The following is a 19,759-nucleotide window of genomic DNA, read 5'->3' on the forward strand; positions in this document are numbered from 1 at the left end:
TCGGGCGGCAGGGGCCGGTGGTCCGGTCGGAGTCGGCGTGACCGGGCCCGTGGGCGGCGACGACCTGCGCGAGGCGGCGCAGCCCGGCGCGGGCGAGGTCACCGCCACGGTGATCGTCGACGCGCCGGCGGAGCGGGTCTTCGCGGCGCTGACGGCCTGGGAGCGACAGTCGGACTGGATCCCGTTCACCACCGTCCGGGTGGTCGAGGGGGACGGCGGCGAGGGCAGCCTCGTCGAGGCGGTGACCGCGCTCGGCCCGGCCGTGCTGCGCGACGAGATGCGGGTGGTCCGGGTGGACGCGCCCTACGAGGTCCGGGTGGTGCACTGCGGGAAGCTGCTGCGCGGCCCCGGCGTGCTGCGCTGCACGCCGCTGGCCCGGGACCGCACCCAGGTGGTCTGGCACGAGTGGTTCCACCTGCCCGGCGGCCCGGCCGGGCGGGTGGCCCGGCCGGTGCTGTGGCCCGGCTCGAAGTTCGGCCTGACCCAGGCACTGAAGAAGTTCGGCCGGCTGGTCGAGCAGGGCCGCCTGCCCTGACCGCCGGACGATTGCGTGATCGACTCGACATCCCTGACAGTGGGGGTGTCGACCCGGCCGGGATACCCCGATCTCATTGACCTCGGGCTGACCGAGCCGTGCCCGCGGCGCGCGTACGGACGCCGGAGGGCGGCCGCAGGCGACGGGCCGTCGGGCCCGTGCCCTAGCGTGGACGCGTGACTGACCTGGTGATCGGCGCCGACGGGCTGCCGCGCTGCGGCTGGGGGACCAGCACCCCGGACTACGCCGCCTACCACGACACCGAGTGGGGCCGCCCCCTGCACGGCGACGACGCGCTCTACGAACGGATCACGCTGGAGGCGTTCCAGTCGGGGCTGTCCTGGCTGACCATCCTCCGCAAGCGCCCGGCGTTCCGGCTGGCCTTCGACGAGTTCCGGATCGAGACGGTGGCCGGCTACGGCGAGGCCGACGTGGCCCGGCTGCTCGGCGACGCCGGCATCGTCCGCAACCGGGCCAAGATCGAGGCGGCGATCGCCAACGCCCGGGCGGCGCTGGAGCTGCCCGAGGGGCTCTCCGCGCTGCTCTGGTCCTTCGCCCCACCGCCCCGCCCGACCCGGCCCACGTCCTTCGCGCAGGTGCCCGCCCTGACCGCGGAGTCCACCACGATGGCCAAGGCGCTCAAGAAGCGCGGCTTCCGGTTCGTCGGCCCCACCACGGCCTACGCGCTGATGCAGGCCACCGGGATGGTCGACGACCACCTTGCGGGCTGCCACGTCGTGGCGGCGCGGGCGGCGTGATGGGATGGAGGCCATGACGACCGACACCGCGCACCGGGTGGACGGGGCGGCCCACGCCGACGGCACGGGCGCCTGGGCCGTGCTGCTGCCCGGCGGGCGCTACGAGGCCGAGCGGCTCGTCCACCACGACACGCTCGAACTGACCGGCCTGGCCGACGCCGACCGGCCCCGCCCCGGCGACCGGGTGGCGGTGCTGGCCGACGAGCCGCCACGGCTGGTGGCGCTGGGTCGGGTCGCCGCGGCCAGCGGACAGGAGCGGGAGGACCCGGAGGATCCGCTCTCCGACCGGGGCGAGGCGCCGCTGGTGGTGGCGTACACCCGGCGGGCCTTCGACGAGCCGGTGCCGGCCGGGGCGGTGACGCTCGACGGGCCGGTGACCGCGCTCGACCCCACGGTGTTCCGGGAGTTGGCCGACAAGCTCGGCCCGCCGCCGCAGCGGCGTTCCTGGCTGGTCAGCCTCGACCTGCCGATCGAGGCCGCCTCGCCCGCCGAGGCGGTCCGGCTGTTCTGGGCGTACGTGCAGGAGCTGGGGCCGCGCGAGCTGCCCGCCTTCGTCTCGCCCTCCGGCGACGAGCTGGCCATGCAGGCGTTCGTGCTCGGCGCGGAGGCCAACCAGGATCCGGAGGAGGACGACTGACCTGACCGGGGTGAGGTCGCCACGACGACGCCGGGTCGGGGGCGGTTGCCGCCGATGCCTGGCCGCCCGGGCGGTTGCGACGCGCCGCCCGGGCGGAGCCGGAGACGTCAGCGGCCCTCGAAGACCGGCTTCTGCTTGTTGACGAAGGCGACGGTGGCGGTCCGGTGGTCGGCGGTGCCCCCGCAGATCGACTGCGCCTGCGCCTCGGCGGCGAGGGCGTCGGCGAGGGTGCCCGCGTCGGCGATGGAGAGCTGCCGCTTGATCGCCCCGTACGCGACGGTCGGGCCGGCGGCCAGCCGGGCGGCCAGCTCCTGTGCGGTCGGCAGCACCTGCTCGTCGTCCGCCACCAGGCGGTTGAGCAGCCCGAGCTGGCAGGCCTCCGCCGCGTGCACCGGCTCGGCCAGCATCAGCAGCTCGACCGCCTTGGCGTGGCCGACCAGCCGGGGCAGCGTCCAGGAGGCGCCGGTGTCGGCGGCGAGCCCGACCCTGGCGAAGGCCATCAGGAAGCTGGTCGACGGCCCGCCGATGCGGATGTCGGCCAGGAAGGCGAGCGACGCGCCCGCCCCGGCGGCCATCCCCCGCACCGCCGCGACCACCGGCTTCGGCAGGTTGGCCAGCCGGGCGGCGATCGGGTTGTAGTGCGCCCGGACGGTGTCCAGCGGGTTGCCGTCGGTGGACTCCAGCGTCTGCACGTGCTCGCGCAGGTCCTGGCCGGCGCTGAACGACTGGCCCGCGCCGGCGAGCACCACGGCCCGGCAGGAGCGGTCGGTCTCCAACTCCGCCAGGGTGTCCCGCAGCGCCTCCTTGAGAGCCACGTCGAGCGCGTTCATCGCCGTCGGGCGGTTCAGCGTCAGGGTGACGACGGCGTCGGTGCGGTCGACGAGCAGGGGCTCGGTCACGTCTCACGACCCTTCTGTCGGGCGAGGCGGTTGCCGGCGTCGAGGCACTGCTCGACGTACCGGTCGGCGGCCGGCCGCAGCCGGGCCGCGTGTCGGTCGAAGAAACTGGCCGCGGCGGTGCCGGGCCAGCGTTCGGGGAGCAGCGCCGGCGGCAGCTGGGGGTCCCGGAAGAGGAAGGTACGCCACGCGTGCACGAGCCGGAACCGGGCGGCGTACGCCTCCTCGTCCTGGCTGCGTACGGTGACGCCGGCCAGCAGCGGCCGCTGCTCGGCGACGAACTGCTCGTACGCCTGGCCGATCTCGGTCAGGTTCCAGGCGCGGCGTACGACGCCCATCGCGCCGGGGGTGCCGGAGGTGTGCGCGGCGGTGAACCGTTCGTAGCGCACGCCCGCCTCGTCGAGCAGCACGTCCACGTCCTCGCCGGGGCGGGTGGCCACCCAGGTGCAGTCGTCCAGGGCCCCGTAGCCGAGGAAGGTCAGGTTGGCGGCGAGGCGTTGGCGTTCCCGCCGCGCGGCGGGCGCCTCCAGCACCAGCAGGTCGAACCGGCCGTCCCAGGTGATCCGGCCGGTCCGGTAGATCCGGGCGGCTGCCTCGTCCAGTCGGCGGGCGGCTTTCGGTGTGATCGAATATCCCGGGCCGGAGGTGAGCCGGCACGGGTCCAGCCACCCCTGGCGGACCATCCGGGAGACCGCCGTACGCACGGCGGGCGGGGCGATCCCGAGCGGTGCCAGCAGCCTGACCAGGGCGGCGACGGGTGCCCGGCCGCCCCTCGCCCGGAGGTGGTCGCCGTACAGGTCGAAGAGTGCCGACCGTGCCTGCATGACCGCACATTGTGACAGGCATTCTCAGGATAAGCTAGATGCTGTTACATCAATGCTGCTTCGGTTTGGGTCCGGCGGTGTTCATCAGGGAAAATCGTTGGTCGACACCCCCGCGTACGTTGCGGGTGGTCAAGACGAAGTGGCTGTGGGGCAACCCACCGACCCTGGTGTAGGTCTGAGGGGAGACAACATGGCGGCGATGAAGCCGCGGACGGGCGACGGTCCGCTGGAAGTCACCAAGGAGGGCCGGGGCATCGTCATGCGGGTCCCGCTGGAGGGCGGTGGCCGGCTCGTCGTCGAGATGACTCCCGACGAGGCCAACGCGCTCGGTGACGCGCTCAAGGCGGCTGCCGGCTGACCGAGGAGCGGTCCGCGCGCCCGCGTGGACGTTTCGTCAACCCCTGAGCCACCGGCCCGGCCGGTGGCTCAGGGTCTTCATTCCCCGCGGAGCCCGGCTCCGCGAGCTTTCCTGGAGGTACGGCTCCGCGTGCTCGCCATTCGTCTGCTCGTCGAGCCGGAACGGCCCGACGTCCTCGTGCTGCCCGTGCGGCCCGCCGCGGCCGACGACGCCCCGGCCCGGCCGGTCCCGACCGACGTGGCGCTGCCCGACGGCGTGGCCGAGGAGGCCGCCGCCCTGGTCCCTGCCGCGCGCGCGACCGGGCGGCCCGGCGAGGTCCAGGTGCACCTCCGGCCCGGGCGCGACCCCGGCCGGCTGCTGCTGCTCGGGATCGGCGAGGGCGACGAGGCGGAGTGGCGGACGGCCGGCGCGGCACTCGCCCGTGCCGCCGGGGATGAGACGCGCGTCACTCTGGCCATGCCGGCCGGGGCCACCTCGGCGGCCGTACGCGGGCTGGTCGAGGGGCTGCTGCTGGCGTCGTACCGGTTCCGGCTGACCGAGGCGGGCGCCGCCGCGGCGCTGGCCGGGGTCGACGTCGTGGTGGCCGACCCGGACGCGTACGCGCCGGCCGTGGAGGCCGCCGGCACGACCGCCCGGATGACCAGGTTCGCCCGCGACCTCACCAACACCCCGTCGTCGGTCAAGAACCCGGAGTGGTTCGCCAGCCAGGTCGCGCTCGCCGCGGCCGAGGTCGACGTGCCGGACCTGCACCTGCGGGTACGCGGCCCGGAGGAGCTGGCGGCGGAGGGCTTCGGCGGCATCCTCGCGGTCGGCGGCGGCTCGGCCAGCGCGCCGCGCCTGGTCGAGCTGGACTGGCGACCGGCCGGCGCGCGTACGCACGTGGTGCTGGTGGGCAAGGGGATCACCTTCGACACCGGCGGCATCTCGATCAAGCCGGTGCCGGCGATGAAGCTGATGCGCAAGGACATGGCCGGCGCGGCGGCGGTGGTCGCGGCCACCCTCGGCGCGGCGGCGCTGCGCCTGCCCGTCCGGGTCACCACGCTCGCGCCGCTGGCGGAGAACATGCTCAGCGGCTCGGCGTTCCGCCCCGGCGACATCGTCCGCCACTACGGCGGCACGACCAGCGAGACCACCAACTCCGACGCCGAGGGGCGGCTGGTCCTCGCCGACGCGCTCGCCTACGCCGTCGCCCAGCTCAAGCCCGACCTGCTGGTGGACCTCGCCACGCTGACCGGGGCGAACGCGGTCGCGCTGGGCAAGCGGATGGGCGCGCTCTACAGCGAGAACGACGGACTCGCCGCCGACGTGCTGGCCGCGATCGGGGCCGCCGGCGAGGCGGCCTGGCGGATGCCGCTGCCCGCCGACTACACCGAGCACCTCGGCAGCGACCTGGCCGACCTGCACAGTTCGCCGGACCGGGGCGCGGGCTCGGTGATGGCCGCCCTCTACCTGCGCGAGTTCACCGGCGAGCTGCGCGACCGGTGGCTGCACGTGGACATGTCCGCGCCGTCGTGGGCCGACGGCGACGACGCCGAGCTGACCAAGGGCGCGACCGGCTGGGGCGTACGCTCGCTGCTGCGCTGGCTGGGGACGCTGGGCTGACCGCCGGGCGGCGCCGGCCTCCGGCGGGCCGGCGCCCGGTCAGCACTTGACGGCGGCGAGCACCCCGTGGCCGACCGGCAGCAGCGCCGGGGTCCAGTGTTCCGACTCCCGGACCGCCTTGATCGTCTCGCGGATGGTGACCGTCTCGACGTCCCGGGCGGCGGGGTCGCCGATCCGGCCGTCGGCCAGCATGCCGTTGAGCGCCAGCACGCCGCCGGGCCGCAGCAGCCGCAGCGCCGCGTCCACGCAGGCGGCGAACCCGGTCGACTCGGCGTCCACGAAGACCAGGTCGTACGCGCCGTCGGCGAGGCGGGGGAGCACGTCCAGCGCCCGGCCGGTGATGATCCGGGTCCGGCCGGCGGCGAAGCCCGCCTCGGCGAAGATCCGACGGGCGATGCGCTGGTGCTCCACCTCCACGTCGATCGTGGTGAGTACGCCGTCGGCGCGCATGCCGCGCAGCAGCCAGACCCCGCTGACCCCGGTGCCGGTGCCGATCTCCACCACGGCGCGGGCGCTGCCGGCGGCGGCGAGCAGCCGCAGCGCCGCGCCGGCGCCGGGGGTGACCGCGTCGAGGCCGACCTCCCGGGCCAGGCTGCGGGCGGTGCGCAGTACGAGGTCCTCGGTCACGTAGGACTCGGCGAACTGCAGGGCCTGGGTCGTCGAACTGCCGGAACCGGCGACCGTGGCGATGGGACACCTCCGGGCGTCGCGAGTGGTGCGGGGGCGGGTGGGCACTGTGAGCCTAGAGGCGACGTCGAACGGACGCAGCCGCGCGTCCGCCACCCGACGATCACGGCCGGCAACCGGTGACTGAGTACGTGGCATCCGTGTAATCCTGGAAGCGGTATTCCGTCGATCGCGACCGGGCGGCCCCCTCGCCGGTTCCGTGGCGTGCGGGATCCGGGGAAGGACTGGGAGGCACCGACGTGACCGACGGCTGGGACTGGCGCCAGCCCGGGGGGACTCCGGCACCGGCGCGACCGCCGGGGCCCGGGTACCCGCCGGCGGGGCCGCCACCGGCGCTCCAGGGCGCCACGGGCGGCACGACATCGCCGTGGTGGTCCGACGCGCTCGCCGACCCGTGGCGCGATCCGGCCGCGCCGGCCGCCGTGGTGGTGCCGGCCGCCCCGAGCCCCGGCACCGAGCCCGAGCCGGTCAGCGACCCGGACGCACCGGGCCGGCCGACGCTGCGCCAGCTGCTGCTCATCCCGCTGATCACCGCGCTGCTCGCCGGCAGCCTCGGCGGCGCCCTCGGGTACGCCTTCGCGGTGCGCGGCGGCGCCGGGGGTGGGCCGGTGCTCGGCGCCGACCCCCAGGCCCCCGGCCTGGCCCAGCGCCGGCCCGAGTCGCTCGCCGGGGTCGCCGAGCGGGTGCTGCCCAGCGTGGTGACCGTCCGGGTGGCCAGCCTCGGCGGCACCAGCGAGGGCTCCGGCTTCGTCGCCAGCGCCGACGGGCACGTGATCACCAACGACCACGTGGTGGCGGGGGCGACCGGCGGCAAGGCGTCGGTGATCTTCAACGACGGCAGCTCGGCCCCGGCCACCGTGGTCGGGCAGGACCCGGAGTCCGACATCGCGGTGATCAAGGTCTCCCGGACGGGCCTGCGCCCGGTCGAGTTCGGCGACTCGGACGCGCTGGCCGTGGGCGACCCGGTGCTGGCCATCGGGTCACCGCTCTCGCTGGCCAACACCGTCACCGCCGGCATCGTCAGCGCGCTGGACCGGACGATGCAGGCCGGCGAGCCGGGCGGTCCCACGCGCTACTACGCGGCGATCCAGACCGACGCGGCGGTCAACCACGGCAACTCCGGCGGCCCGCTGGTCGACGGGGCCGGCCGGGTGATCGGCGTCAACTCGACGATCAAGTCGCTGGTCTCGGACGGGCAGGAGGCGGGCAACATCGGCCTCGCCTTCGCCATCCCGATCAACCAGGCCAAGCGGGTCACCCAGGACATCATCGGCACCGGCAAGGCCCGGCGGACGGTGATCGGCGCCCAGGTGGGCGGCCCGGGTGCGGGCGCCGGCGGGGCCGGCGTACGCCTGGCGGCCGTCGAGCCGTCCGGGCCGGCGGCCGGCGCGGGGCTGAGGGCCGGCGACGTGATCCTCAAGCTCGCCGGACGGCCGATGACCGAGCCGACCGACCTGATCGCCCTGGTGCGGAAGTTCGCGCCGGGTTCGGTGGTGACGGTGGAGTACCGCCGGGGCTCCGACCGGCAGAACGCCTCCGTGACGCTGGCCGCAGACGCCAAGTAGCAGCCGGTCACCCCCTCCCCGCGCGGCGTCCGACGTGCGTAGTCTTGCTGCTGACGCCGAGAGGAGGCCCGTGCAGTGTTCGACAACCTGAACTGGTGGGAGATCGGTGGGCTGCTGCTCCTGGCGCTGCTGATCTTCGGCGACCGGCTGCCCGCCGTGATCAGTGACGGCCTGCGGATGGTGCGCAACCTGCGCAACATGGCCCGCAGTGCCACCACCGACCTCAGCCGGGAGCTGGGCACCGACATCCAGCTGGAGGATCTGCACCCCAAGGCGTTCATCCGCAAGCACCTGCTCAGCGAGGAGGACGAGCAGGCGATCCGGAAGCCGTTGCAGGGCGTCTACGACAACCTGCGCGCGGACGTCACCGGCGTGCACAACGAGCTGAAGGACGTCGCCTCCGCCGCTGACCTGCGGTCGAAGGGCAGCCGCCCGAGCACCGCCACCGGCGGCGCGCCGGCCCCCGCCCCCCGCGTCAGCTACGACGACGCCACCTGACCCCGCGCCCACCGCTTCGGCCTGACCAGCGGCACCACCCTGCCCGGCATCGTGCGCGACGGGGCGCTGGGCCGGGCGGACCGGCCGACGCCCGCGCGTCGCCGGGTCGGCGCCACGCCGTACGCCTCGTGGGAACGGCGACGGGGCGGCGCTCCCGGAGGAACGCCGCCCCGGTCGGGTGGCGACAGCGCCGGCGGGGCCGGCGGGTGGATCAGCGGCCGGCGGGCTTGAGACCCAGCGGCTTGCCGAGCAGCGACTCCCGCCGCAGGGCGAGCCGGTCGGCGACCTGGCCCAGCGCCTTCGCGGCCGGCGACTCCGGCTCGGCCAGCACGATCGGCGTGCCCTCGTCACCGGCCTCGCGGACCCGGGTGTCGAGCGGCACCTGCCCGAGCAGCGGCACCTGCGCGCCGATGGTCTTCGTCAGCGACTCGGCGACCGTCTGGCCGCCGCCCGCGCCGAAGACCTCCATCCGCGAGCCGTCCGGCAGCTCCAGCCAGGACATGTTCTCGATGACGCCGACGACGCGCTGGTGCGTCTGCAGGGCGATCGCGCCGGCCCGCTCCGCCACCTCGGCGGCGGCGGCCTGCGGCGTCGTGACGACCAGGATCTCGGAGTTGGGCAGGAGCTGGGCCAGCGAGATGGCCACGTCGCCGGTGCCCGGGGGCAGGTCGAGCAGGAGCACGTCCAGGTCGCCCCAGTAGACGTCGGCGAGGAACTGCTGCAACGCCCGGTGCAGCATCGGGCCGCGCCACACCACGGCGGCGTTGCCGGCGGTGAACATGCCGATCGAGATGACCTTCACGCCGTGCGACTGCGGCGGCATGATCATGTCCTCGACGCGGGTCGGGCGGCCGTCCGCGCCGAGCATCCGGGGCACCGAGTGGCCGTAGATGTCCGCGTCGACCACGCCGACGGAGAGCCCGCGGGCGGCCAGCGCCGCGGCCAGGTTGACCGTCACGCTGGACTTGCCGACGCCGCCCTTGCCGCTGGCGACCGCGTACACCCGGGTGCGGGAGCCCGGCTGGGCGAACGGGATGACCGGCTCCTGGGAGGCGCCGCCGCCACGCAGCTTCGCCTGGAGCTCCTGGCGCTGCTCGGGGCTCATCACACCGAACTTGATCTCCACGCCGGTCACCCCGGACACCGCGCCGACCGCCGCCGTGATGTCCGCGCGCAGCTTGTCCTTCAGCGGGCAGCCGGCGACGGTGAGCAGCAGCTCGACCCGTACGACGCCGTCGTCGCCGACCTCGGCGGAGCGGACCATGCCCAGCTCGGTGATGGGCCGGCGGATCTCCGGGTCGTTGACGGTGGCCAGCGCGGCCTGGATCGCGTCGGAGACGGTGCTGACGGGTGCTGACATGCCCGCAATGCTACGTCGGGGGTGACCCCGCGCCGCCGCCAGCGGGGCCTGGTGTGAGCGAATCGATGACGGCGGTTGGGGGTGGACCGCCTACGGCGCGAAATGGGACGATCAGCGCGAACACCGCCCGACCGGCCCCTCCGGACGAGCGGCGTCTCATGCGTCCCGGGCCTCCGGCCGGCCGTCCCGGGCCCAGTCGCCGTCCAGCTCGTCGCGGGGCTCGTCGAGCCCGTCCCCGCCCTGCTCGCGCTGCGCGGACCGCTCCTGGTGGCGGCGCTCCAACCGCTGCCGGCGCTGGCTCGCCTCGTCCAGCTCCTCGGCCAGCCGGGCCAGCTCCGAGCGGAGGAAGTCCCGGGTCGCCACCTCGCCCATCGCGTTGCGCAGCGCGGCGATCTCCCGCGCCAGGTACTCCGTGTCGGCCTTCTGCATGGTCGCCCGCCGGCGGTCCTCCTCCAGCGCCACCCGGTCCCGGTCCGCCTGGCGGTTCTGCGCCAACAGGATCAGCGGGGCCGCGTAGCTGGCCTGGAGGGACAGCACCAGGGTCAGGAACGTGAAGGTGTACGGGTCGAAGCGCAGGTGCGCCGGGGCCAGGGTGTTCCAGCCGAACCAGAGCGCGATCACGACCGTCATGTAGACGATGAAGTTCGCGGTCCCCATGCCCCGGGCGATGCCCTCCGACCACCGCCCGAAAGCCTCCGGGTCGAACCGGGGCAGCTTGACGCCCCGGGGCTCGCGCGGCTGGTCGAGCCGCGGCGCCCGTCGCTGGTCAGCCATCCGCGCCGCCCACCGGCTCGGTGGCGGCCGGGCTCGCGGCGGCGTCCCGGTCCCGCCAGTCCCGGGGGAGCAGGTGGTCCAGCACGTCGTCGACCGTGACCGCGCCCACCAGCCGGTTGTTGCGGTCGACCACCGGCATGGCCACCAGGTCGTACGTGGCCATCCGGCGGGTGATCTCCGGCAGCGGGGTGGTGGCCCGCAGCGGGTCGATGTCGTTGACCACCACCCCGCCGAGCAGGTCGGCCGGCGGTTCGCGGAGCAGCCGCTGGAAGTGCACCATGCCGAGGTAGCGGCCGGTCGGGGTGGTCATCGGCGCCCGGGACACGAAGACCTGCGCGGCGATCGCGGGCGAGAGCTGCGGCTCCCGGATCCGGGCCAGGGCCTCGGCGACCGTGGCGTCGGGCGGAAGGATCACCGGCTCGGAGGTCATCACGCTCCCCGCCGTGCCGGGCGTGTACTTGAGCAGCTGACGCACCGGGTCGGCCTCGTCCGGCTGCATCAGGTCGAGCAGCACGTCCTGCTCCGGGGGCGGCAGCTCGCTGAGCAGGTCGGCCGCGTCGTCCGGGTCCATCTCCTCCAGGACGTCGGCGGCCCGCTCCCGGTCCAGCGCGGCCAGGATCTCCACCTGGTCGTGCTCCGGCAGCTCGCTCAGCACGTCCGCCAGACGCTCGTCGTCCAGCGCGGCGGCGACCTCGTTGCGCCGGGCGTCGGGCAGGTCCTGGAGGGCGTTGGCGAGGTCGGCCGGGCGCATGTCCTCCAGCACCGCGAGCAGGTTGGCGGTGCCCCGGCTGTCGGCGATGCCGCTGAGCCCGCGTACCCGCTCCCACTCGACCTGGTGCAGGTGACCCCGGCGGCTCAGCCGGCCCGTCTGCTCGCGTACGGCCACCCGGGTCAGCGACCACTCGCCGCCCCGGCTGCACTCCATCGCCACGTCGACCACCGAGCCCGGCTGCCCGCCCGGCTCGACCTGCACCCGCCGGTCGAGCAGCTCCTGGAGCACGAGCAGCTCGTTCGGGCGCTTCTCGAAGCGCCGCAGGTTGAGCGTGCCGCTGCCGAGCACGACCGCGTCGGCGTCGATGGAGGTGATCCGGTTGATGGAGAGGAAGATGCGCCGCCGCATCGGCATCTCGGCGACCAGCCCGACCACCTCCGGCGGGCGCTGCGTCGGCCGCATCCGGGCCACCGCGTCGCGGACCCGACCCACCTGGTCACCGTTGGGGTCGAAGACGGCGACCCCGGCGAGCCGGGCGATGTAGATCCGGGTCGGCGTGCTCACGGGCACCAGCCTAAGCGCCTAGTGTTTATCAACATGTCGACCTTGGCCTACGAGATCGTGGACGTCTTCACCGACCGCCCGTTCGCCGGCAACCCGCTGGCCGTGGTGTTCGGCGCCGAAGCGCTGGCCACCGAGCAGATGCAGGCGCTCGCGTGTGAGTTCAACCTCTCCGAGACGGTGTTCGTGCTTCCGCCCACCCAGGTCGGCGCCACCTACCGGGCCCGCATCTTCACCCCGGCCGAGGAACTGCCCTTCGCCGGGCATCCCAGCGTCGGCGCGGCGGTGACCGCCAGCCGCCGGGGACTGTTCCCGGCGGGGCAGGTCACCCAGGAGTGCGGCGCGGGCGTGCTCCCGATCGAGGTGACCGCGACCGGGGCCACGCTGACCGGCGGCGTCCCCACCCTCGGTCCCGAGCTGGACCCGGAGCCGCTGCTGGAGATGGCCGGCCTGACGGCGGACGACCACGTCGGCCCGGCGCCCCGGGTGGCCGGCTGCGGGCTGGAGTTCCCGTACCTCCCGGTCCGCCCGGACGCGGTGGCCCGCGCCACGGTGAACGCGGCGGCGGCACAGCGGTACGGAGTGGAGCATGTCAGCGTCTTCTCCTGGGACGCCGCCGCGCAAACCGCGCACGCGCGGGTCTTCGTTCCCGGGCTGGGCGTGCCGGAGGATCCGGCCACCGGCTCGGCCGCCCTGGGCCTCGGGGTGTGGCTGGTCGCCAGCGGCCTGCTCCCCGCCGACGGGCGCGCGGCGTACACCGTCCACCAGGGCATCGAGATCAACCGGCCGTCCGTGCTGGCCTGCACGGTGACCGCCGCCGGCGGCCAGGCGGTGGGCGCCACCGTGGCCGGCCACGTCATGCCGGTGGCCCGGGGCGAGATCATGGTCCCCCCGTTCGTCGGCTGACCTGCGCCATCGGTGCCGCCACGGCCACCGGCCACGCGGCCGGACGCCGGGCGGCGCTGACGGGACGGGGGCGGGTGCGGGAGGATGCCGGTGTGACCGACGCGGACCGGACCAGCACGCCGCTGGTCGACGAGGCGATGAAGAAGGCCGCCGTGGCCTGGGTGAGCGTGCCCGGTGGGCCGTCGCTCGCCCTCTGGTGCGTCCCCCTGGAAGGGGCGCTCTTCGTGGTCAGCGGCCCGGGGGAGCAGTCCGCGCCGGGGCTGGCCGACGCCACCGACGCCCAGGTGACGCTGCGCGGCGACCACGGCGGGCGGATCGTCACCTGGCCGGCCCGGGTGAGCCGCCTCGTGCCGGGCACCGAGCACTGGGAGACCACGGCCCCGCTGGTGGCCGCGAAGCGGCTCAACGCGCCCGGGCCGACCGCCGAGCTGGTCGACCGCTGGGCGGCCGACGGCTGCGCGGTGAACCGGTTGGCCCCGGCCGGGGAGCCGCTCGCCGGCACCGCGCTGCCCGCGGGCTCGCTGGCCGAGGTGCCCCGGGAGGCGCCGGTGGTCCGGGCGATCCGCAAGCCGTTCCGCCTGCACCGGGTCCGCCGCCGCTGAAACCGGGCCGGTCACGGCGTGGGCCGCGGGCACGGCCGGGTCAGGAGGGACAGCCCGCCGGCACGGGTGCCGCCGCCGGGGCCGGCGTGCCCGCCTCCGGGGTCGGCGACCGGTCGACCAGGTCGACCACCTCGTCGAGCGAGCGCAGCACCGGCCCGCGCCAGGCCGCGTCGGCGTTGAACACCATGTGCTCGGCCAGGTCCGGCGCGGCCAGCCGCACCGCGGTCATGCCGGCCCGCTCCGCCCCGGTCAGCTCCTGGCTGCCGCCGTCGCCCACGTAGAGGCAGTCCGCCGCGGCCACGCCGAGCCGCCCGCACGCCGCCTGGTAGAGCGCCAGGTCCGGCTTGCAGCGCCCGACCTGCACCGAGAAGACCCGCACGTCGAGCAGCGGGGCGACCGGCAACTGCGGCAGGAACGCCGGCAGCTCGTGGGTGCAGTCGCTGATCACCCCGGTCCGCAGGCCGCGCCGGCGCAGCGCGGCCAGCGTGGGCACCGCCTCGTCGCGCAGCCGCGTGTCGGCGCGTACGGCCCGGTGGCGGGAGGCCACCGCCGACCGGACCGCGTCGTCCGAGGGGTGCACGCCGGCCTGCTCGCAGACCCAGCGCAGAGTCGCCTCGGCGTTGCCGTACCGGCCGCAGGCCCGCTCGTAGAAGGTGCGGTCGAGCACGTCGACGAGCGTGTGGGGCGGGCAGCCGAGCAGCTCGGCGGTCGACCGGTGCGCCGCGCCCCGCTGCACGGAACAGGTCAGCGTGCCGAAGAAGTCGAACAGCACCGCCTGGTAGGTGGGCATGGGAGCGCCTCCGGGCGGTCGAGGGGTCGCCGGCGCGGACAGGCATGATCGTAACCGAGCGTTGACCGTCCGTGGTGGCCCGTGCCGTGTGAGGATTGCTCCCCGTGTCCACCGCACCACACCGCCCGGCGCCCGACCCGGTGACCACCGGGGCGCTCGTCCTGGCCGTCGTCGCCGTCTCGTCGTCCGCCCCGCTGGTGGCGTTCGCGGCGGCGCCCGCCCTGGCTGTCGCGTTCTGGCGCAACACGCTCTCGGTCGCCGTGCTCGGCCCGTACGCGCTGGGCCGGCGGCGCGCCGAGTTCCGGTCGCTGACGGTCGGCGCCGGGCGGCGCGAGGGCCTCTACTGCGTCCTGTCCGGGGTCGCCCTCGCCGCCCACTTCGCCACCTGGATGCCGAGCGCCCAGCTCACCTCGGTCGCCGCGGCGACCGCGCTGGGCGCCACCCAGCCGGTCTGGCAGGGCCTGATCGCCCGCGGCCAGGGCCGCCGCCTGCCGGTCGCGGTGTGGGTCGGCATCGGGGTGGCGGTCGCCGGGGCGGCCCTCGCCACCGGGGCCGACTTCGGCGTCTCGGGCCGGGCCTTCGCGGGCGACCTGCTGGCGGTGGTCGGCGGGATGTTCGCGGCGGTCTACACCGCGTTCGGCGAGCGGGCCCGCACGACGATCAGCACGACCACGTACACCACCATCTGCTACGGGGTCTGCGCGCTGCTCCTGCTGGTGGTCTGCCTGGTCGGCGGGGTGCCGCTGACCGGCTTCGACACCGGCACCTGGGCCGCCGTGCTGGCCCTGGTGGCCGGCGCCCAACTGCTCGGGCACTCGATGTTCAACTACGCGCTGCGCCGGGTCTCGGCGACCACGATCAGCGTGCTGGTCCTGCTGGAGGCCCCGGGCGCGGCCCTGATCGGCTGGGCCTGGCTGGGGCAGCTGCCCCGGGCCACCGCCCTGTCCGGGCTGGCGCTGCTGCTGGCCGGCGTCGCGGTGGTGGTGCTCGGCGGCGCCCGCGCCGCCCGCCGCGTCCCGGCGTCCACCGCCGTCCCGGCCGACGTGGGCCCGCTGCGCGACTGACCGCCCGCCACCCCCGTGCCCCGGGCACGGTCGGCCTGCCGCCAACCACTCTTTGCCGCGAGAACCGCCGTTCCGCCCGCCGGGAGCGGTCGCGTCCGTGAGAGTGCGGGGGGAGGGAAGACACGGGACGGGACGGCGGATGGCGAAGCGGGACGGCGGCAAGGGCGATCGCGGCACGGTCGTCACGCCGTCGGCCGAGTTCCCCCCACTCGACCCGGACGAGCTGCGTGCGCTGCGCCGGATCGGCGACCGCTGGCGGGCCGCCCGGCCAGGCCGACCACCCGGCGGGGACATCCTGCCCGTCGATCCGACGCTGCGTCGTCATCCCGGCCAGCCGGCCCCGACCCGGTTCGGCCGGCTCGCCCCGATCGCGATGTTCCGGGTCGGGGAACCGGACGAGCTGGTCGCCGCCGAGCCGGCAAACCTGCCCGGCACCCGCCTCGGCCGGGCGGGCACCCGGTTGCGGCGGGTGCTGTTCGGGCCGCCGCTGAGCAGCGCCGCCGTGCTCTACGAGCGGATGCGCAAGCTGGTCGCCCTGCCGGTGCTCTCCTCCGACCTGCTCAGCTCGGTGGCGTACGGGCCGGAGGCGATGCTCGCCGTGCTGCTGCTTGCCGGCAGCGGCGCGCTCGGGCTGTCCCTGCCGCTGGCCGCCGGGCTGGCGCTGCTCATGGTCACGGTCGGCGTCTCCTACCGGCAGACCGTGGCCGCCTACCCGCACGGGGCCGGCTCGTACATCGTGGCCGGCGACAACCTGGGCGCGGGGGCGGGCCTCGCCGCGGCGGCGGGTCTGATGATGGACTACGTGCTGACCGTGGCGGTGTCCGTCTCCGCCGGCGTCAAGGCGGTCACCTCGGCGGTCCCGGGGCTGACCGGCTGGACGGTGCCCCTCGGGCTGGCCGTGGTTGGCGTGCTGCTCGCCGGCAACCTGCGTGGCGTCCGCACCGCCGGCAACCTCTTCGTGCTGCCCACGTACGCCTTCGTGGTCGCGCTGCTGGCGCTGCTCGCGGTCGGCTGGTTCCGCGCGGCCGAGCGGGGGTTCGTCCCGGTTGACCCGCCGCCGGTGCCGGCCGTCGAGGGGCTGGGGCTGTTGCTGGTACTCCGCGCCTTCTCCTCCGGCGCGGTGTCGATGACCGGCATCGAGGCGGTCTCGAACGCGGTGCCCGCGTTCCGGCCGTCAGAGTGGCGCAACGCGCGCACCACGCTGACCTGGATGGTCGCGATGCTGGTGCTGTTCTTTCTCGGGCTCATCGGGCTGATCCACCTGTCCGGGCTGGTGCCCGCCGCCGAGCAGTCGATGCTCTCCCAACTGGCCCGGGTCACGTTTCCCAGCGGCCCCTGGTACGGGCTGGTCCAGGCCGCGACGGCGATGATCCTGCTGTTGGCCGCGAACACCGCCTTCAACGACTTTCCCCGCCTGCTGTTCTTCATGGCCCGGGACGGTCACGCGCCGCGCCGGTTCCTGCACATGGGGGATCGGCTCGCCTTCAGCAACGGGCTGGTCGCGCTGACCGCCGCGGCGGCGGTGATCCTGGTGGCCTTCCGGGGGCGCACCGAGTCGCTGATCCCGCTCTACGCGGTCGGGGTGTTCCTGGCCTTCACCCTGTCCCAGACGGGAATGGTGGTGCACTGGCGCCGCCGGCGCGGGCCCGGCTGGCGACGCCGGGCGGCGATCAACGCGGTGGGCGCCGTCTTCTCGGGGCTGGTCCTGGTCACCGCGGCGGTCGCCAAGTTCACCGAGGGCGCCTGGGTGGTGGTCGTCGCCGTGCCGCTGCTGATCCTGCTGTTCCGGGCCATCCAGCGGCACTACCGGATGCTGCACCGGTCCCTCGCGCTGCACCCGCCGCCGGGCGGCCCGGCGCCCGGGCCGCCGGTGGTGCCGGCGCGACCGCCGACCGCCGGGCCCGCCGCGCCCGAGGACGAGGAACTGCCCGAGCAGGTACGCCACCTCGTGGTGGTGCCGGTCGCCCGGCTGAACCGGTCCTCGCTGCGGGCCCTGGCGTACGCGGCCTCGCTCGGGCAGCCGACGCTGGCCGTGCACATCGCCCCCGAGGAGCCGGAGGCGGACCGGTTCCGGGAGCAGTGGCAGGCATGGGGCGACCACCTGCGGCTGGAGACGATCGTGTCCCCGTACCGGGCGGTGATCGGGCCGCTCGCGCACTACCTGGAGGCGCTGCACGCCTCCCGCGCCGACCTGGTGCTGACCGTCGTCGTGCCGGAGGTGGTGCTACGCAGCCGCTGGCACCGGCCGCTGCACAGCCGTACCGAGCACCGGCTCCGCGCGGCGCTGCGCCGGCTGCCCGGGGTGGTGGTCACCAGCCTGCCGGTGCACCTGGACGAATAGGTTCCTCGCCGGCCGGTGGCGGCGGCCGTCAGACCTCGTGGACCTCTAGCACCCGGGCGGCCGGGGCGGCGTCGCCCAGCGCGGCCCGCAGGGCCACCCGCCCGGGAGAGGTCGGCCTCGTCGGCCGCGCCGGTCGCCCGGTTGTTGAAGGCGGTCAGCTCGGCGTCGAGCCGGGCCGCCAGCTCCTCGTCCGCGCCGGGCACCCGCAGGGTGTCACCGTTGCCGCCGCCGGTCGTCGCCTCGCGCGCGGCGGTGTCGTTCCCCGTCGTCACGCGGCGGAGTATGGCAGCGGGGCGGCCACGGGCGACACCGCTACCCCGCGACGCCGACCGCCTCGGCGCTGGCCGCCCAGAGCCGGGCGGCGAGCTGCGGGTCGGCCGCCTTGCGCAGCGGCCGGCGCGGCTGCCGGTCGGCGTAGTAGCCGCCGGTACGCAGCCGGGACGGGTCCTGGTTGGCGAGCCAGACCAGCGTCTCGGCCCCCTTCTCGGGGCTGCGGAACGGCAGCAGCCGCATGCCCAGGGCGACCAGCCGGCTGTCGGTGCCGAACCGGGTGCGCACCACCCCGGGGTGGAAGCAGTACGCCGGGATCTCCGGCCAGCGCCGGGCCGCCTCGGCCGTGAAGAGGATGTTCGCCTGCTTGCTGGTGCCGTACGCCTGCATCGGCCGGTAGCGGCGCAGCGGGGCGTTCAGGTCGTCCGGGTCGAGCGCGCCGCTGCGGTGCGCGGCGGAGGCGGTCACCACCATCCGGCCGACCCGGTCCCGCAGCAGGTTGCTGAGCAGGAACGGGGCCAGGTGGTTGGCCTGGACCGACAGCTCGAAACCGTCGACGGTGGTGAGCGGCTGGAGGACGATCGCACCGGCGTTGTTGGCCAGCACGTCGATCCGGTCGTACGCGGCCCGCAGCTTCTCCGCCAGCCGGCGGACGTCGTCCAGCACCGCGAAGTCGGCCCGGAACAGCTCGGGCCGCTCGCCGGACGCCTCACGCACCTGCTCCGCCGCGGCCTGGAGCCGGGCCGGGTCCCGGCCGACCAGTACCACCTGGTCACCGCGGCGCGCCAGGTCGACGGCGGCCGCCAGCCCGATGCCCGAGCTGGCCCCGGTCACCACCACCAGCCGACGCCCAGTGAAATCTTCCACAGGTCCATTCACCCCGGTCACGGCACGAGGTTACCGTGGCGTCACAAAGCCCTTTGGGATCGTTAAGTTCTCGCCTTTCTCGTCAGGTGGCGTCGGCGTGCCCGCCGCACGCTGGAAGGAGCGCATCCATGGCCGCAGTCGGTCGCCCCCGCCGGTCCTGCCTCGCGGTACCCGGCTCCAGCGTCAAGATGCTCGGCAAGGCCCAGGGCCTCCCCGCCGACCAGGTCTTCCTGGACCTGGAGGACGCGGTCGCCCCGCTGGCCAAGCCCGACGCCCGGAAGAACATCGTCGCGGCGCTCAACGAGGGCGACTGGTCGGGCAAGACCCGGGTCGTACGCGTCAACGACCTGACCACGCCGTGGACCTACCGGGACGTCATCGACGTGGTCGAGGGGGCCGGCGCGAACCTCGACTGCCTCATGCTGCCGAAGGTGCAGAACGCGGCCCAGGTGCAGTGGCTCGACATGACGCTGACCCAGCTGGAGAAGACGCTCGGCCTGGAGGTCGGCCGGATCGGCATCGAGGCGCAGATCGAGAACGCGGCCGGCCTGGTCAACGTGGACGCCATCGCCGCCGCCTCGCCCCGCGTCGAGACGATCATCTTCGGCCCGGCCGACTTCATGGCCTCCATCAACATGAAGTCCCTGGTGGTCGGCGCCCTCATCCCGGACTACCCGGGCGACCCCTACCACTACATCCTCATGCGCATCCTGATGGCCGCGCGGATGCACGACAAGCAGGCCATCGACGGCCCGTTCCTGCAGATCCGCGACGTGGACGCGTTCCGCGAGGTGGCGAAGCGCTCGGCGGCGCTCGGCTTCGACGGCAAGTGGGTGCTGCACCCGGGCCAGATCGACGCCGCGAACGAGGTCTACTCGCCGGCCCAGGCCGACTACGACCACGCCGAGCTGATCCTCGACGCGTACGAGCACTACACCTCGGAGGCGGGCGGTCGGCTCGGCGCCGTGATGCTCGGTGACGAGATGATCGACGAGGCGTCGCGCAAGATGGCGCTGGTCGTCGCGGCGAAGGGCCGGGCGGCCGGGATGACCCGGACCTCCACCTTCACCCCGCCGGCGGAGTGACCCCGCACCGTGGGATCCGTGCCGCCCCCGCCCCCCCCCGGGCGGGCCGGGTGGGTGCGGTAGTGAG

At 75.0% G+C, this 19,759-nt stretch carries 20 protein-coding genes; 12 read left to right on the plus strand and 8 right to left on the minus strand.

Translation table 11 applies throughout. The annotated features are described in order from the left end of the window. The first annotated feature begins 37 nt into the window (after positions 1-37). The 3 genes from AB0L34_RS07790 (at position 38) to AB0L34_RS07800 (ending at position 1,930) form a co-directional block, all read left to right on the plus strand. Positions 38-535 carry an SRPBCC family protein gene (locus AB0L34_RS07790; RefSeq protein WP_363702847.1) on the plus strand — a complete coding sequence of 166 codons (498 nt, stop codon included), beginning with the start codon at positions 38-40 and terminating at the stop codon, positions 533-535. A gap of 176 nt (positions 536-711) precedes the next feature. Next, positions 712-1,293, plus strand: a complete 582-nt coding sequence (locus AB0L34_RS07795) for a DNA-3-methyladenine glycosylase I (protein WP_363702849.1) — start codon at positions 712-714, stop codon at positions 1,291-1,293. 13 nt (positions 1,294-1,306) lie between these two features. Further along, complete coding sequence (locus AB0L34_RS07800; RefSeq protein ID WP_357457119.1) at positions 1,307-1,930, plus strand: hypothetical protein; 624 nt, start codon at positions 1,307-1,309, stop codon at positions 1,928-1,930. A 107-nt stretch (positions 1,931-2,037) separates the two neighbouring features. Here the strand turns inward: AB0L34_RS07800 and AB0L34_RS07805 are convergent, their stop codons facing one another. Together AB0L34_RS07805 and AB0L34_RS07810 are read right to left on the minus strand one after the other, a co-directional pair. After that, positions 2,038-2,829, minus strand: a complete 792-nt coding sequence (locus AB0L34_RS07805; RefSeq protein ID WP_363702851.1) for an enoyl-CoA hydratase-related protein — start codon at positions 2,827-2,829, stop codon at positions 2,038-2,040. Then, positions 2,826-3,650: a PaaX family transcriptional regulator C-terminal domain-containing protein gene (locus AB0L34_RS07810; protein WP_357457123.1), complete on the minus strand. Its 825-nt coding sequence runs from the start codon at positions 3,648-3,650 to the stop codon at positions 2,826-2,828. Before AB0L34_RS07810 ends, AB0L34_RS07805 begins: the two co-directional genes overlap by 4 nt. A gap of 190 nt (positions 3,651-3,840) precedes the next feature. Between AB0L34_RS07810 and AB0L34_RS07815 the strand changes: the two genes are divergently transcribed. Together AB0L34_RS07815 and AB0L34_RS07820 are read left to right on the plus strand one after the other, a co-directional pair. Continuing rightward, positions 3,841-4,008 carry a DUF3117 domain-containing protein gene (locus AB0L34_RS07815; RefSeq protein WP_007455245.1) on the plus strand — a complete coding sequence of 56 codons (168 nt, stop codon included), beginning with the start codon at positions 3,841-3,843 and terminating at the stop codon, positions 4,006-4,008. A gap of 129 nt (positions 4,009-4,137) precedes the next feature. Beyond that, positions 4,138-5,610, plus strand: a complete 1,473-nt coding sequence (locus AB0L34_RS07820; protein ID WP_363702853.1) for a leucyl aminopeptidase family protein — start codon at positions 4,138-4,140, stop codon at positions 5,608-5,610. Between the two features lie 39 nt (positions 5,611-5,649). Here AB0L34_RS07820 and AB0L34_RS07825 read toward each other — a convergent pair whose 3' ends face one another. Further along, positions 5,650-6,237: an O-methyltransferase gene (locus AB0L34_RS07825; protein WP_357457343.1), complete on the minus strand. Its 588-nt coding sequence runs from the start codon at positions 6,235-6,237 to the stop codon at positions 5,650-5,652. A gap of 284 nt (positions 6,238-6,521) precedes the next feature. On the opposite strand from AB0L34_RS07825, the gene AB0L34_RS07830 reads away from it, so the two are divergent. Together AB0L34_RS07830 and AB0L34_RS07835 are read left to right on the plus strand one after the other, a co-directional pair. Beyond that, on the plus strand, positions 6,522-7,862 hold the full coding sequence (locus AB0L34_RS07830) for a trypsin-like peptidase domain-containing protein (protein WP_363702876.1): 1,341 nt from the start codon (positions 6,522-6,524) through the stop codon (positions 7,860-7,862). Positions 7,863-7,937: 75 nt separating this feature from the next. Then, positions 7,938-8,360: a preprotein translocase subunit TatB gene (locus AB0L34_RS07835; RefSeq protein ID WP_357457127.1), complete on the plus strand. Its 423-nt coding sequence runs from the start codon at positions 7,938-7,940 to the stop codon at positions 8,358-8,360. A 211-nt stretch (positions 8,361-8,571) separates the two neighbouring features. Here AB0L34_RS07835 and AB0L34_RS07840 read toward each other — a convergent pair whose 3' ends face one another. From AB0L34_RS07840 to AB0L34_RS07850, 3 genes are all read right to left on the minus strand, one after another. Next, entirely contained in the window at positions 8,572-9,720 is a 1,149-nt protein-coding gene (locus AB0L34_RS07840) for an Mrp/NBP35 family ATP-binding protein (RefSeq protein WP_363702856.1), read from the minus strand. Positions 9,721-9,876: 156 nt separating this feature from the next. Then, positions 9,877-10,494: a DUF1003 domain-containing protein gene (locus AB0L34_RS07845; RefSeq protein WP_363702858.1), complete on the minus strand. Its 618-nt coding sequence runs from the start codon at positions 10,492-10,494 to the stop codon at positions 9,877-9,879. Then, the gene (locus AB0L34_RS07850; protein ID WP_363702860.1) at positions 10,487-11,770 is read right to left on the minus strand and encodes a CBS domain-containing protein; all 1,284 of its coding nucleotides are present in this window, start codon (positions 11,768-11,770) and stop codon (positions 10,487-10,489) included. Before AB0L34_RS07850 ends, AB0L34_RS07845 begins: the two co-directional genes overlap by 8 nt. A gap of 33 nt (positions 11,771-11,803) precedes the next feature. Between AB0L34_RS07850 and AB0L34_RS07855 the strand changes: the two genes are divergently transcribed. Continuing rightward, positions 11,804-12,673: a PhzF family phenazine biosynthesis protein gene (locus AB0L34_RS07855; protein ID WP_357457135.1), complete on the plus strand. Its 870-nt coding sequence runs from the start codon at positions 11,804-11,806 to the stop codon at positions 12,671-12,673. Positions 12,674-12,765: 92 nt separating this feature from the next. Then, on the plus strand, positions 12,766-13,275 hold the full coding sequence (locus AB0L34_RS07860; protein WP_363702862.1) for a hypothetical protein: 510 nt from the start codon (positions 12,766-12,768) through the stop codon (positions 13,273-13,275). 40 nt (positions 13,276-13,315) lie between these two features. On the opposite strand, the gene AB0L34_RS07865 is transcribed toward AB0L34_RS07860, so the two are convergent. Then, positions 13,316-14,065, minus strand: a complete 750-nt coding sequence (locus AB0L34_RS07865) for an HAD family hydrolase (protein WP_363702864.1) — start codon at positions 14,063-14,065, stop codon at positions 13,316-13,318. A 104-nt stretch (positions 14,066-14,169) separates the two neighbouring features. On the opposite strand from AB0L34_RS07865, the gene AB0L34_RS07870 reads away from it, so the two are divergent. After that, positions 14,170-15,129, plus strand: a complete 960-nt coding sequence (locus AB0L34_RS07870; RefSeq protein WP_363702866.1) for a DMT family transporter — start codon at positions 14,170-14,172, stop codon at positions 15,127-15,129. A 139-nt stretch (positions 15,130-15,268) separates the two neighbouring features. Beyond that, entirely contained in the window at positions 15,269-17,470 is a 2,202-nt protein-coding gene (locus AB0L34_RS07875; RefSeq protein ID WP_363702868.1) for an APC family permease, read from the plus strand. A gap of 312 nt (positions 17,471-17,782) precedes the next feature. Here AB0L34_RS07875 and AB0L34_RS07880 read toward each other — a convergent pair whose 3' ends face one another. Continuing rightward, the gene (locus AB0L34_RS07880) at positions 17,783-18,607 is read right to left on the minus strand and encodes an SDR family NAD(P)-dependent oxidoreductase (protein WP_363702870.1); all 825 of its coding nucleotides are present in this window, start codon (positions 18,605-18,607) and stop codon (positions 17,783-17,785) included. Between the two features lie 128 nt (positions 18,608-18,735). Here AB0L34_RS07880 and AB0L34_RS07885 point away from each other — a divergent pair, with 128 nt between their 5' ends. Continuing rightward, a complete protein-coding gene (locus tag AB0L34_RS07885) occupies positions 18,736-19,692 on the plus strand; it encodes a CoA ester lyase (RefSeq protein WP_363702872.1) in 957 nt (318 codons plus the stop codon). Positions 19,693-19,759: the final 67 nt, after the last annotated feature.

Source organism: Micromonospora sp. NPDC052213 (assembly GCF_040679695.1).
Classification (GTDB): domain Bacteria; phylum Actinomycetota; class Actinomycetes; order Mycobacteriales; family Micromonosporaceae; genus Micromonospora.